Source organism: Streptomyces sp. RPA4-2, assembly GCF_012273515.2.
GTDB lineage: Bacteria > Actinomycetota > Actinomycetes > Streptomycetales > Streptomycetaceae > Streptomyces > Streptomyces kaempferi.
Window position 1 is genome coordinate 149,124 of the sequence record NZ_CP050975.2, and the last position, 13,291, is coordinate 162,414.

Genomic DNA, 13,291 nt, shown 5'->3' on the forward strand with positions numbered 1-13,291 from the left:
CGGCCTGGGGCCGATTATGCGGACGGCCGGGGGTGGCTTCCGGACCTGCGGTGACCGGCTCTAAGAGATCCCCTAGCGTTGGCGGGCGCTGGACTCTAGAGGCTCGGGGGGAAGTCCAGGGCGCCGTCGGGTACGGCGGGCAGCAGGCCGAGGTCGGCGCTGCGGCCGAGGAGTTCCCGTACGGCGGCGTGGCCTTCGTCGCCGAGTTCCGCGGTGAAGGAGTTGACGTAGAGCTCGATGTGCTGGTCGACGACGTCCGTGGCCAGTTCCTGGGCGTGCTGCAGGACGTAGGGGCGGGAGGCGGCGGGGGTGTCCCAGGCGGCGCGGACGGAGGCGCGGACGGCGTCGGCGAGGGCGGTGAGACGGGTGGCGCCGAGGCTGCGGCGGGCGATGATGGCGCCGAGCGGGACGGGCAGGGTCGTCTCCTTCTCCCATTCCTCGCCCAGGTCGGCGACGCTGTGCAGGCCGTAGTGGCGGTAGGTGAAGCGGGCCTCGTGGATGACGAGGCCGGCGTCGACGAGGCCGTCGCGCACGGCGGGCATGATCTCGTGGAAGGGCAGGACGACGATCTCGCCGACGCCGCCGGGGACGGCGCGGGCCGCCCAGAGGCGGAAGAGGAGGTAGGCGGTGGAGCTCGTGCTGGGTACGGCGACGCGGGCGCCGGTGAGGCGGCCGGCGGGGCCGGTCTCCCTGCGCAGGACGAGCGGTCCGCAGCCGCGGCCGACGGCGCCGCCGCACGGCAGCAGGGCGTAGGTGTCGAGTACGTGCGGCAGGACGCCGTAGGACACCTTGAGGACGTCCAGTTCACCGCGTTCGGCGAGTCCGTTGGTGACGTCGATGTCGGCCAGGCGCACGTCGGTTCCGGGAGCGCCGGGGATCAGGCCGTGGGTCAGGGCGTGGAAGACGAACGTGTCGTTCGGGCACGGGGAGTGCGCCAGGGTCAGTCGTGACGTCATGCGGCCCGCCTCATTCTCTGCCGTGAGTGATCCGGTGACGGCGCTCGCGCGCCCCCTCCAGGAAAGCCGCAGTGGGTGTGGGGTTTTCCCCAGACTGTCCTCCGCGAAGATGAGGGAGCCTCATCCGACGTGGCCGGATCCCCTGTGTTCCGGTCGGCAGCGGTCCATGTGCCGCTGTCTCCAGGAGGGTTCGGGCTCGTCCGGAACGGGCGGGCCGGCCGGCCTGGGTCGGGTGGCGCGGCTCCGCACCAGTTCCGCCCTGCCGGATCCACGGCGGCGCGAGTCGTCCGCGAAGACGGGTGGCTCGGCCGGGGCCCGCAGACGAGTTACGTGCCACCCGCGTACTCGCACTCACTACGTGTGCCGCCAGGCACTGACCGAGGAGGTTCCCCGGTAATGGACGCAGGGCTCAAGCGTGAGCTGGAGGAGAAGGTCTACTCCGGTGAACGGCTGTCCCGCGAGGACGGCATCGCGTTGTACGAGTCGGACGAGCTGGCCTGGCTGGGCGAGCTCGCGCACCATGCGCGGACGGTCAAGAACGGCGACGTGGTCCACTTCAACGTCAACCGTCACCTCAACATGACGAACGTGTGCACCGCGTCGTGCGCCTACTGCTCGTTCCAGCGCAAGCCGGGCGAGATGGACGCGTACACGATGCGTATCGAGGAGGCGGTCCGTCTCGCCAAGACGATGGAGAGCGAGCACCTCTCGGAGCTGCACATCGTCAACGGCCTGCACCCGACGCTTCCTTGGCGCTACTACCCGCGTTCGCTGCGGGAGCTGAAGAAGGCGCTGCCGAACGTCTCGCTGAAGGCGTTCACGGCGACGGAGATCCACCACTTCGAGACGATCTCCGGCCTGTCGGCCTCCGACATCCTGGACGAGCTGATCGACGCCGGTCTGGAGTCGCTGACCGGCGGCGGCGCGGAGATCTTCGACTGGGAGGTGCGGCAGCACATCGTCGACCACCGCACCCACTGGGAGGACTGGTCGCGCATCCACCGCCTCGCGCACTCCAAGGGCCTCAAGACGCCGTGCACCATGCTGTACGGGCACATCGAGGAGCCCCGCCACCGTGTCGACCACGTGCTGAGGCTGCGTGAGCTGCAGGACGAGACCGGCGGCTTCCAGGTCTTCATCCCGCTGCGCTACCAGCACGACTTCGTGGACATGAAGGACGGCAAGGTCCGCAACAAGCTCCAGGCGCGCACCCAGATGGCGACCGGTACCGAGGCGCTGAAGATCTTCGCGGTCTCCCGCCTGCTGTTCGACAACGTCCCGCACGTCAAGGTCTTCTGGGTCATGCACGGCCTGCACACCGCGCAGCTCGCCCTGCAGCACGGCGCGGACGACATGGACGGTTCGGTCGTCGAGTACAAGATCACGCATGACGCGGACAACTACGGCACCCCGAACAAGCTGACCCGCGAGGATCTGCTCGACCTGATCCGTGACGCCGGCTTCCGTCCCGTGGAGCGCAACACCCGCTACGAGATCATCCGCGAGTACGACGGCCCGGACCTCACCCGCCGCGACGAGCCGCAGCCGATGCGTGTCTGACGCGCCGGGCCGCGGCGGACGGCGTGTCCTGCCGCGGCCTTCCCTCTCCCCTCACCCCCGCGCACCGCGGTGCGCGGTCTCACGACACGATCGGCAGGCAGGTGGACATGTCCCAGCAGACGAGCGGCGAGCAGGCCTTCGAGGTCTGGATCGACCATGAGCTGTGCACCGGCGACGGTATCTGTGCCCAGTACGCGCCCGAGGTGTTCGAACTGGACGTGGACGGCATCGCCTATGTGAAAGACGAGGACGACGAGCTCCTCCAGGAGCCCCGCGCCGCCACGCGGATCCCGCTGGAGCTGCTGCCGGATGTCGCCGACTCCGCCAAGGAGTGCCCCGGCGAGTGCATCCACGTGCGCCGTGTCGCCGACGACGTCGAGGTCTGGGGTCCGGAGGCGGAGAGCGCCTGAGGCTCCGCCGCCCCGCAGCCAGTTCCGCACCGCGCACCGGACCCCTGTGCCGGGTGCGCCGATCCCCTGGAAGGACATCCGCGTCCCATGAGTCCAACTCCCGCGGACGATCTGTGGATCCGCAGTTTCCGTCCCGCTCCCGAAGCGGCCGAGCGTCTGGTGTGCTTTCCGCACGCGGGGGGTTCCGCCAGTTTCTACCTGCCGGTCGCGGCGGCCCTCAGTCCCGCCGTCGACGTGGTCGCGGTGCAGTACCCGGGGCGGCAGGACCGGCGTCATGAGCCGGGGCTGACCTCAGTGGCCGAACTCGCCGACCGGGTCGCCGAGGCGCTGCGGGCCTGGCAGGACCGGCCGCTGACGTTCTTCGGGCACAGCATGGGAGCGGTGGTCGCCTTCGAGGTGGCCCGGCGTCTGGAGCGGTCCGGGAGCGGACCGGTGCGGCTGTTCGCGTCGGGGCGGCGGGCGCCGTCCCGGACCCGGGACGAGAGGGTGCACACCCTCGGTGACGACCGGCTGATCGCCGAGATCCGTGCGCTCAGCGGTACCGACAGCCGGCTTCTCGACGACGAGGAGCTGTTGCGCATGGTGCTGCCGGCGATCCGTAACGACTACACGGCCGTCGAGACCTATCTGGCCGCGCCGGACGACACCGTGCGCTGCCCGGTGACGGTGCTGGTCGGCGACGACGACCCGAAGACCTCGCTGGACGAGGCGCGCGCCTGGGAGGGCCACACGCTGGGCGGCAGCACGCTGCGGGTGTTCCCCGGCGGTCACTTCTATCTCACCGACCGGGCGGCGGACGTCCTCGCCGTCCTCACCGAGCACTTCACCGCGACGGTCTCCCGCGGGGCGTAGGGCCGGCGCGGGCTGCCGGGCAGGGCCGCACACGTTCAGGCGGGCGCCGGGATGCTCCTCTCCCGACGTGTCGCACACCCCTCCTTTTGTCCCTCCTCGTTCCGTGCGCCGGGCACCGAGTACGCCCCGCCGCCCCTTCTTCGACCCGCTCCGGGAGCGTCCACAGATGACCGAACCACTCGTCGCAGAACCGTCGTCGGCGCTGCGCACCAAACGTCGCCGCCCCCGAGTCGGGCACATCGAGTTCCTCAACTGCCTGCCGCTGTTCTGGGGGCTGGCCCGCACCGGCAGCCTGCTCGACCTGGATCTGCGCACGGACAGCCCGGACGGCCTCAACAAGGCGCTGGCCGCCGGTGATCTCGACATCGGGCCGATCAGCCTGGTCGAGTTCCTGCGGCACGCCGACGACCTGGTGGCCCTGCCGGACATCGCGGTGGGCAGTGACGGCGACGTCATGTCGTGCCTGATCCTCAGTCAGGTGCCGTTGGAGCAGCTGGACGGCGAGCGTGTCGCGCTGGGCTCGACCAGCCGGACCTCGGTGCGGCTGGCCCGGCTGCTCCTGGAGGAGAAGGTGGGGGTGCGGCCGGAGTACGTGGTGCGGCCGCCCGACCTGCGCACGATGATGTCCGAGGCCCGCGCGGCGGTCATCATCGGTGACGTGGCGCTGAGTGCCGCGCTGCACGAGGCTCCCGGGCTCGGCCTCCAGGTCCATGACCTGGGCCGGATGTGGAAGGAGTGGACCGGCCTCCCGTTCGTGTTCGCCGTGTTCGCGGCGCGCCGCGACTTCCTCGCCCGCGAGCCCGCTCTGGTCCACCAGGTCCACGCCGACCTGCTGGCCTCCCGGGACCTGTCGCTGCGCGAGGTGACCGAGGTGAGCGAACAGGCCTCCCAGTGGGAGGAGTTCGACGCCGGAACGCTGGAGCGGTACTACACGCAGGCGCTCGACTTCCGGCTCGGCGCGGAGCAGCTGGCCGGCATCAAGGAGTTCGCCCGCCGGGTCGGCGGTGCGGCCGAGGGCTTCCCGCCCGACGTGGCCGTACGCCTGCTGGGCACCGCCCCCGAGTGACACCCCCGCCATGACCAGGAACACCATCCACAGCCCCGGAAAGGCCGGCATCATGCCCCGACCTACCCCGTCCCCGTTGCAGTCCGTCCTCGACCGTGCCGCCGAGGGTGAGCGCATCACCCCGGCGGAGGCCCTGGCCCTGTACCGTGACGCTCCGCTGCACGCGCTGGGCGCCGCCGCCGACGCCGTACGCCGCCGCAAGTACGCCGGCACCGAGCACATCGCGACGTACATCATCGAGCGGAACATCAACTACACGAACGTGTGCGTCACGGCGTGCAAGTTCTGCGCCTTCTACGCCGCGCCCAAGGACACCGCCAAGGGCTGGACCCGCGACCTCGACGACATCCTGCGCCGCTGCGCGGAGACCGTCGAACTCGGCGGCACCCAGATCATGTTCCAGGGCGGACACCACCCCGACTACGGCGTGGAGTACTACGAGAAGCACTTCTCCGCGATCAAGGAGAACTTCCCCCAGCTGGTCATCCACTCCCTCGGCGCGTCCGAGGTCGAGCACATGGCCCGGATCTCCAAGGTGAGCGTGGAGGAGGCCATCCAGCGGATCCACACCGCCGGCCTCGACTCCTTCGCGGGCGCCGGCGCGGAACTGCTCCCGGCCCGCCCCCGCAAGGCGATCGCCCCGCTCAAGGAGTCCGGCGAACGCTGGCTGGAGATCATGGAGACCGCGCACGGGCTGGGGGTCGAGTCGACCTCGACGATGCTCATGGGCACCGGCGAGACCAACGCCGAACGCATCGAGCACATGCGGATGATCCGCGACGTACAGGACCGGACCGGCGGTTTCCGCGCCTTCATCCCGTACACCTACCAGCCGGAGAACAACCACCTCAAGGGCCGTACGCAGGCCACGCTCTTCGAGTACGTGCGGATGATCGCGATCGCCCGGCTCTTCTTCGACAACGTGCGGCACATCCAGGGTTCCTGGCTGACCACCGGCAAGGAGGCCGGCCAGCTGACCCTGCACTACGGCGCGGACGACCTCGGCTCCGTGATGCTGGAGGAGAACGTCGTCTCCTCGGCCGGCGCCAAGCACCGCTCCAACCTGGTGGAACTGCTCACGCTGATCCGCGGTGCCGGGCGGGTGCCCGCGCAGCGCTCCACGACCTACGAGCACCTCAGGGTCAACGACGACCCGGCGAACGACCCGGTCGACGAGCGGGTCGTCTCCCACATCTCGTCCACCGCGATCGCGGGCGGCACCGCCCACCCCGAGCTGAAGCTGATCTCCGCGAACTGAGAAGTCCCACCGAACGCAGAAACAGGACGGAGAAGCCATGCCGGGCGCCATCCACGCTGAGGGCCTCGTCAAGACCTTCGGGAAGATCCGGGCTCTCGACGGAGTCACTCTCACGGTCCCGGAGGGCACCGTGCTGGGTCTGCTGGGCCCCAACGGGGCGGGCAAGACCACCGCCGTCCGGGTGCTCACCACTTTGCTGCGCCCCGACGCGGGCACCGCCACGGTCGCGGGCCACGACGTGGTCCGCGCCCCGGACCTGGTGCGCCGGTCGATCGGGCTGTCCGGCCAGTTCGCCGCCGTCGACGACCGGCTGACGGGCCGTGAGAACCTGCGCATGATCGGCGAGTTGTACGGCATGCGGGCCGGCGCGGCCCGGCGGCGGGCGGAGGAGCTGCTCGCGCAGTTCGAGCTGACCGGGGCCGCCGACCGGGTGTCCACCACGTACTCGGGCGGCATGCGCCGGCGCCTCGACCTCGCGTGCGCGCTGGTGGTGCGGCCGTCGGTGATGTTCCTCGACGAGCCGTCGGTGGGCCTCGACCCCACCAGCCGCCTGCTGTTGTGGGAGGCCATCGACCGGCTGGTCGACGCGGGCACCACCCTGCTGCTGACCACGCAGTACCTGGAGGAGGCGGACCGGCTCGCCCAGGACATCGCCGTCGTCGACCAGGGCCGGATCATCGCCCAGGGCACACCGCGCGAACTCAAGACACGCACCAGCCGGCAGCAGATCGAGATCGTCGTGGAGCGCGCCGAACAGATCGAGGGCGCCGCCGCGCTGCTGGGCCGCTTCAGCACCCGCGCACCCGACGTGGACCGGGCCAGGTCGCTGGTCTCCGCGCCGGTGGACGGCGGCGTGCACCTGCTGACCGAGGTCATCGGCGCCCTGGCCGGCGCCGGGATCGAGATCAGTGACATCAGCCTGCGCCAGCCGACCCTCGACGAGGTGTTCCTGGCCCTGACGGACCCGCCCCGCGGCGGCCGGTCCAAGCACGCGATGGTCTCGGCCGGCGCGTCGAACGAGAAGGAGTGATGACCGTGGCATGGGCGGTACAGTCCCGCGGCGGGGACGCCCTGCGCCCCGCGTCCGCGGCGAAGGCGATCCACGACGTGGTCGTGATCACGCGGCGCAACATCATCAGGATGGTCCGCATCCCCGAGGTGCTGGTCCTCAGCCTCGTGCAGCCGATCGTGTTCGTCCTGCTCTTCGCCTACCTCTTCGCGGGCTCCTTCGCGCTGCCCGGCGCGGGCGGGCCGGAGGCCTACCGCGAGTACATGATGCCCGGCTTCTTCGCGCAGACCATCGCCTTCGCGACCGCCAGCAACAGCAGCGTGGGCATGGCCAACGACCTCAAGAGCGGCATGGTCGACCGGTTCCGCTCGCTGCCCATGTCCCGCGGGGCGCTGCTGACCGGCCGCGCGCTCGCCGACCTGGTGCAGAACAGCGCCGTGATCGTGGTGATGGTGGGCTGCGCCCTGATCGTCGGCTGGCGCATCCACCACGGATTCCTGCACGCGGCCGCGGCGTTCGGGCTGCTGCTCCTGCTGGGCCACGCCCTGTCGTGGGTGGGGGTGCTCATCGGTCTGTCGGTCCGCGCGCCGGAGGCCGCCGCGACCGGCAACTTCCTGTGGCTGTTCCCGCTGACCTTCCTGTCGAACGCGTTCGTCGCGCCGTCCACGCTCCCGGCCCCGCTGCGTTTCGCGGCGGAGTGGAACCCGCTCACGGCCACCGTCCAGGCGGCCCGTGACCTGTTCGGCAACCCCGGGCTGCACGCGACGACCGGCTGGCCCGCCGAGCACGCCGTGGTGGTGTCCGTGGCGTGGTCGGTCGTCATCGCCCTGGCGTGCCGGGCGCTGGCGGTGCGCCGCTACCGCGCGTCCGCCGCCTGACCGCCGGGAGTCCGAGGAGCGTGAGTGAGATGTTCCGTGCCGATCTCGTCCGGCCGCTGCACGAACTGCTCGCCGGGCACGCCGAACACCGGCCCCGGCAGCCCGCGTTCCGCGACGCCCACCGCTCGGTGACGTACGCCGAACTCGCCCTGCGTACCGCCCGGGTGGCCGGCCACCTCGCCGAACTGGGCCTCGAACGCGGGGCGCGGGCCGTGATCTACCTGCCCAACCGGGTGGAGACGGTGGAGAGTTACCTGGCGGTCACGCGGGCGAGCGCGGTCGGCGTCCCGCTCAACCCTCAGTCGACCGACGCGGAGCTGTCCTTCCTGCTGGACGACTGCGCGGCCCGCATGGTGATCACCGGGGTGGCCCAACTGCCGCAGGTGCGCCGGGTCCTGGTCGACCGGCCGGGGGTCGCGGTCGTGGTCGTGCCGGACCCCTCCGGGCCTGAGGAGGAGCACGGTCTGCCGCGCTACGAGACCCTGGCGACGACCTGGTCGATACGTCATCCGCCGCGCGACGACCTGGGCATGGACGAACCCGCGTGGATGCTCTACACGTCCGGCACCACGGGCCGCCCCAAGGGCGTGGTCTCCACCCAGCGGTCGTCGCTGTGGGCGACCGGCGCCTGCACCGCCCCGGTGCTCGGGCTGTCGCCCGAGGACCGGGTGCTGTGGCCGATGCCGCTGTTCCACGCCGTCGCGCACAACGTGTGCGTGCTCGGCGTGCTGGCGGTCGGCGCGACGGCCCGGATCACCGACGGGCTGGCGGCGGACGAGATCCTGCGCACGGCCCGCGAGGAGCGCTCCACGTTCCTCGTCGGAGTGCCGACGATGTACCACCACATGGTCGAGCGGGCCCGGTCCGACGGCTTCGACGCCCTGGCCGACCTGAGACTGTGCATGGTCGCGGGCTCCTCCTGCCCGGTGTCGCTGCACGAGTCCTTCCGCGCCGCGTTCGGCCTGCCGCTGCTGGACAGTTACGGCAGCACCGAGACCGGCGGCGCGATCACCACCAACCTTCCCGAGGGCCCGTACGTGCCGGGCTCCTGCGGGCTGCCCGTACCGGGTCTGACGCTGCGTCTGACGGACCCCCGCACCGGGGAGGAAGTGCCCGGCGGGGAGGAGGGCGAGGTGTGGGTCTCCAGCCCGGCGCTGATGCTCGGCTACCACCGCCAGGACGAGGCGACCGCGTCCGTGCTGAGCGACGGCTGGTACCGCACCGGTGACATCGCCTGGCAGGACGGCGCCGGGTACGTCACGATCAGCGGCCGGCTGAAGGAACTCATCATCCGCGGCGGCGAGAACATCCATCCGGGCGAGATCGAGAAGGTGCTGGGCCGGGTGGAGGGCATCGCGGACGCGGCCGTGGGCGCCAAGCCGCACGACACGCTCGGTGAGGTGCCGGTGGCGTACCTGGTGCGCGGACCCGGCGGCATCGACACGGACGCGGTCCTGGCCGCGTGCCGCGCGGAGCTGTCGGCGTTCAAGCTGCCCGAGGAGCTGTACGAGGTCGACGAGATCCCGCGCAACCCCGCCGGGAAGATCGCCCGCAAGCGTCTGGCCGGGCTGCCCGGCCGGCTGCTGTGGCGCAGGGCCCGCACGGCGCAGCAGTCCTCGCGGGTCTACGAAGGGGCCCTGGAACTCGGCCTGCTGGACGGCGCGCACCCGCTGCTGCAGGCCGCGGTCGAGCTGCCCGGTGGGGACGGCGTGCTGTTCTCCGGCCGGCTGCAGGGCGGCGGGCACGCTGCGCCGCCGTCCCGCACGGTGGCCGGTACGGCCGTCGTGGCGCCCGCGGTGCTCGCCGAGCTGGTGCTGCACGCCGGGAACCACGTCGGCTGCGGACGGCTGGTGGAACTGGGCACCGGCGAACCGCTCGTGCTGCCCGAGCGGGACGGCGTCCAGCTGCGGGTGAGTGTCGGGGCCGCCGGCGACGAGGGCGTACGTCCCGTGACCGTGCACGCCCGGCGGGACGGCGGGGGCGCGACCGGGCGGCCCTGGACCCGCCACGCGTCCGGCACCCTCGCGCCCGGCCTCCCCGACCCCGACGACCCGGGTGAACTGGCCGTGTGGCCGCCCGCGGGTTCCCGGCGCGTCCCCTTCGAGGAACTGCCGTCCGATTCCGGCGACGGCGTGCCGCGCGAGCTGCGGACGGTGTGGCGGCGCGACGGTGAGTTGTTCGCCGAGGTCGCGCTGCCCGACGACAACCGTGAGCAGGGGGCCCTGTTCGGACTGCACCCGGCACTGCTGGACGCGGTGCTGCGGCCCCTGCTCCTGCACACCCGGGTGGATCCGGCGGTCCAGGCGCCCGCGCCGGACGGCGACGGCCTGTGGTGGCCGGACTCCTGGCACGGGGTGACGCTGCATGCCTCCGGGGCGTCCGTGCTGCGCGTGCGGGTACGGCCGCGGCCCGACGGCGGGTTCGGCATCGAGGCCGCCGACGCGGCCGGCGATCCCGTACTGAGCGTGGAGTCCGTGACGGCCGGCGGACTGACCCGCTCCGCGCTGGCCCGGGCCTCGGCGCTCCAGCAGGACGGCCTGTTCACCCAGGTGTGGCACGACGTGGAACTCGCGCCGGCCGCGCGGCACGGCGACGAACGGTGGGCGGTGGTCGGTGACGACCCGCTGCGGGTCCGCGCCGGCCTGATGGCCGCCGGGCGCTACTCGGAGACGTATCCGGACCTCGGCGCCCTCGCGAAGGCCGTCTCCGACGGCGCCGAGCCGCCGCACGTGGTGGTCGTCTCCCGGCCCCCGGCCGCCGCCGGGAGCGGGGCGGACGTCGCGGACGCGGTGCGCGGCGCCGTGCGCGAGGGCCTGGAGTGGGCGCGCCGGTGGGGTGATCCGCTGTTCGCGGACAGCCGTCTGGTCGTGCTGACCCGGGGTGCCGTGCCCGCCTGGGACGGCTCCACGGCGCCGGACCTGCCGGCCGCCGCCCTGTGGGGGCTGGTCGGCGCGGCGCAGGACCGGGCCCCGGGCCGATTTGTGCTGGTCGACACGGACGCCTCCAAGCGGGCCTGGCGCGTCCTGCCGGACGCGGTGGCCTCGGGCGAACCCCGGCTGGCGCTGCGCGGCCGTGCGGCGCGCGTGCCGCGGGTCGAACGCGTCGCGCCCGGTGCAGGCTCCCCGGTGCCCACCCCGCGCGGCACGGGCCTGCTGCTGGTGGTGCAGGCCGGGGCGACCGCACCGGTCGGGCGTCTGCCGGCCGGACTCGGCTCGCGTGAGGTGCTGTTGGCCGACACCGCGGGGCCGGACCCGGCTGCCGCGGCGCAGGCAGGAGTGCCGGGCACGTCCGTGGCCGCGTGGGACGCGGCGGACCCGGTGGCGTCCGTGCGCCCGCTGCGGGCGGCCGGTCCTTCGGCCGTGCTGTTCGCGGCGGCCGTGCACATCGCCTCCGAGGGGCCCGACGGCGATGTCGACGCGGTGCTGCGGCCGGTCGTCGACACCGCGCTCGCCCTCGGCGACGGGCTCGCGCCCGGGGACGTGGACACGTTCGTGCTCAGCTCCCCCGGTCCCTCGCCGACCGCCCCCGGGCTGGTCGCCGAGGCCGCCGGCGCGTTCCTGGACGCGTGGGCGGTGCGGCTGCGGGCCGCCGGTGTGCCGGCCGTGTCGGTACGCGGCGCCGACCTGGCCTCGCGGGAGGCCCTCGACCTCTTCGACGCGGCGTGCTCGCTGGGGCTGCCCGCGGTCGTCGCCGCGCGCACCCCGCTGGGCGGCGCCGGCTCCCCCGGCCCGCTCACCGGCTCGGCCGCGCTGCGGCGGGGGCTGGTGGCCGGTGCGGGCCGCCGGGTGGCCCGTGACGCGGTGGCGGACCCGTCCGGGCTGCGGCACCGGCTGGCGGCCCTGTCGGACGCGGAGCAGGAGCAGTCCCTCATCGACCTGGTACGCACGCACTTCGCCGCCTCCCTCGGGCTGCCCGGCGGCGCCCAGGTGCCGCCGGACGGCGAGACGCGGGAGCTCGGCTTCGACTCGCTGACGGCGCTGACCGCGCGCAACGCGCTGGTCGAGGCGACCGGGCTGCCCCTGTCGGCGGCCGTGGTGTTCGACTTCGCCACGCCGGCCGGGCTCGCCCGCCATCTGAAGAAGGAGCTGCTCGCCCGCTGAACCAGGCTGTCCGACAGGCCCGTTGAGGCGGGATCCCCGGCCGGGCGGTGCGGCACCTGACGGTGGTGCCGCGCCGCCCGGCGCCGTCGTGACGGATGTCCGCCGTCACGACGCCGCACGACACAGAACGCCCGAAGGCGGAAGAGGAGAAGAAGGCAGATGAGGGTCGAGAACGTGCACATCGAATCGCTGGGCGTCGTGCTGCCCGAGTGGGCCGACGCCCTGCAGGCCGTGGCCGAAGGGAGGCTGGACGGCGAGATCCAGGCGGCGAACGGGCTGACGGGCACCCATGTCGCCGGTGACGTGCCGGCCATGGACCTCGTCGTGGCGGCCGCCCGGACCACGCTGGAGCGCTCGAAGACCGATCCCGAGGACCTCGGGGCGTACATCCACAGCGCCGTCCACTACCAGGGCCCCGACGGGGCCTACCCGCCCGGCTACATCCTGCGGGAGCTGGGCCTGGGCAACATTCCCGCGCTCTACCTCCAGCAGGGCTGCGACGGCATGCTCAGCGCCCTGGAGGTGGCGATCGGCAAGCTCACCGGGGCCGCCGGGGCGGGCTCGGTGCTGCTGACGACGGGCGAGAACTTCTCCTCGCCGCAGATGGACCGCTGGAAGGGCTTCGGCCAGGCGTACATCCTCGGGGACGGCGCGGCCGCGGTGCTGGTGAGCGACGAGGAGGGCTTCGCCGAGGTGCGCTCCCTCAACTCGGGGGTGCTGCACGAGCTGGAGTCGTGGCACCGCGGGGACGGGCCACTGCTGCTGCGCGAGGACACCGGAACGGTGGCCGGCATGGTCGAGCGGGCCGAGCAGTTCAGCGAGCGGATGCCCCTGTCGGAGACGATGGAGAAGCTGACCCTGTTCGGCCTGGACATGATCCACCGGTCGCTGGTCGACGCCGGCCTGAACGCGTCCGACCTCACCAAGGTGGTGCCGATCAACATGGACGGCCGGATGATCGAGTACTCGATCATGCTGCCGCTCGGGCTGACCATGGCGGAGTGCAGCTGGGACTTCGGCCGGACGGTCGGGCACGTGGGCGGCGCCGACGTGTTCATCTCCCTGGAACACCTGGTGCGCACGCGCGAGGTGGTGCCGGGCGACAACGTCCTGCTGTTCTCCCAGGGGCCGGGATGGCTGTGCAGCGCGGCCGTGCTCACCATCACCGACACGCCGCACTGGGCGGTCTGAACACCACCCCT

The 13,291-nt window shown here is 72.5% G+C and carries 10 protein-coding genes; 9 read left to right on the forward strand and 1 reads right to left on the reverse strand.

The window, feature by feature from the left end; genetic code table 11:
• Window positions 1-95: 95 nt before the first annotated feature.
• Window positions 96-956 (reverse strand): 1,4-dihydroxy-6-naphthoate synthase, encoded by an 861-nt coding sequence (locus HEP85_RS00660; RefSeq protein WP_168525146.1) that lies wholly within the window; start codon window positions 954-956, stop codon window positions 96-98.
• 396 nt (window positions 957-1,352) lie between these two features.
• On the opposite strand from HEP85_RS00660, the gene mqnE reads away from it, so the two are divergent.
• From mqnE to HEP85_RS00705, 9 genes are all read left to right on the forward strand, one after another.
• Window positions 1,353-2,516, forward strand: a complete 1,164-nt coding sequence (mqnE, locus tag HEP85_RS00665; protein ID WP_168525148.1) for an aminofutalosine synthase MqnE — start codon at window positions 1,353-1,355, stop codon at window positions 2,514-2,516.
• A 107-nt stretch (window positions 2,517-2,623) separates the two neighbouring features.
• On the forward strand, window positions 2,624-2,926 hold the full coding sequence (locus HEP85_RS00670) for a ferredoxin (protein ID WP_168525150.1): 303 nt from the start codon (window positions 2,624-2,626) through the stop codon (window positions 2,924-2,926).
• A gap of 87 nt (window positions 2,927-3,013) precedes the next feature.
• Window positions 3,014-3,778, forward strand: coding sequence for a thioesterase II family protein (locus tag HEP85_RS00675; RefSeq protein WP_168525152.1), 765 nt, complete (start codon window positions 3,014-3,016; stop codon window positions 3,776-3,778).
• A 166-nt stretch (window positions 3,779-3,944) separates the two neighbouring features.
• A complete protein-coding gene (locus HEP85_RS00680) occupies window positions 3,945-4,844 on the forward strand; it encodes a menaquinone biosynthetic enzyme MqnA/MqnD family protein (protein ID WP_168525154.1) in 900 nt (299 codons plus the stop codon).
• Between the two features lie 52 nt (window positions 4,845-4,896).
• Window positions 4,897-6,102, forward strand: coding sequence for a cyclic dehypoxanthinyl futalosine synthase (mqnC, locus tag HEP85_RS00685; protein ID WP_329294629.1), 1,206 nt, complete (start codon window positions 4,897-4,899; stop codon window positions 6,100-6,102).
• Between the two features lie 37 nt (window positions 6,103-6,139).
• The gene (locus HEP85_RS00690; RefSeq protein WP_168525156.1) at window positions 6,140-7,132 is read left to right on the forward strand and encodes an ATP-binding cassette domain-containing protein; all 993 of its coding nucleotides are present in this window, start codon (window positions 6,140-6,142) and stop codon (window positions 7,130-7,132) included.
• Window positions 7,133-7,137: 5 nt separating this feature from the next.
• Window positions 7,138-7,989, forward strand: a complete 852-nt coding sequence (locus HEP85_RS00695; protein ID WP_248001743.1) for an ABC transporter permease — start codon at window positions 7,138-7,140, stop codon at window positions 7,987-7,989.
• A gap of 29 nt (window positions 7,990-8,018) precedes the next feature.
• A complete protein-coding gene (locus HEP85_RS00700; protein ID WP_369658095.1) occupies window positions 8,019-12,089 on the forward strand; it encodes an AMP-binding protein in 4,071 nt (1,356 codons plus the stop codon).
• Between the two features lie 159 nt (window positions 12,090-12,248).
• Window positions 12,249-13,280 carry a ketoacyl-ACP synthase III family protein gene (locus HEP85_RS00705; RefSeq protein ID WP_168525164.1) on the forward strand — a complete coding sequence of 344 codons (1,032 nt, stop codon included), beginning with the start codon at window positions 12,249-12,251 and terminating at the stop codon, window positions 13,278-13,280.
• Window positions 13,281-13,291: the final 11 nt, after the last annotated feature.